The following is a 586-nucleotide window of genomic DNA, read 5'->3' on the forward strand; positions in this document are numbered from 1 at the left end:
CTTGAAAAACGTGATACAAAATTGAATACTGTAATGAGTAACAGTTTTGGCTTTGGCGGTGTTAACGCTTGCCTAATTTTCAAGAAGTGGGATGCATAATCCCGCGTAGGATTATCGATGGATGCACCTTCTGATGCCTTTTTGTGGGTAAAAGCATTACATATTATTGCTGTGGTTTGTTGGTTCGCTGCTTTGTTCTACTTACCACGTCTTTATGTTTACCATGCAATGAGTGATGATGCTACCAGCCATCAGCGCTTTGAAGTGATGGAACGTAAGTTGTATCGAGGTATTATGTGGCCATCTATGATTGCCACATTAATTACTGCTCACTTTCTCGTAGATTGGGGTGATGCAACTTGACATTACCATGAAGCCACTTGGTTTTATCTAAAAGTTGGATTAGTGGCTTTATTAGTGATCTACCATTTAGTTTGTGGTTACTATCGCAAAAAGCTTATTGGAAATGCTCACTACAAATCACATAAGTTCTGGCGTTTCTTCAATGAAATGCCAACCTTAATTTTATTTGCTGTTGTGATTTTAGTTGTTGTAAAACCTCAGTTTTAACTGGGGTTTTTTATTA

Annotated in this window: 1 pseudogene; it reads left to right on the plus strand. The window is 37.7% G+C overall.

Going from position 1 to position 586, the window contains the following annotated elements:
- Window positions 1–117: 117 nt before the first annotated feature.
- Window positions 118–570: pseudogene (hemJ, locus tag ABD296_RS49965) on the plus strand (protoporphyrinogen oxidase HemJ).
- Window positions 571–586 lie beyond the last annotated feature (16 nt).

The sequence above is a fragment of the Actinomadura napierensis genome (assembly GCF_039529375.1).
GTDB classification, from domain to species: domain Bacteria; phylum Actinomycetota; class Actinomycetes; order Streptosporangiales; family Streptosporangiaceae; genus Spirillospora; species Spirillospora napierensis.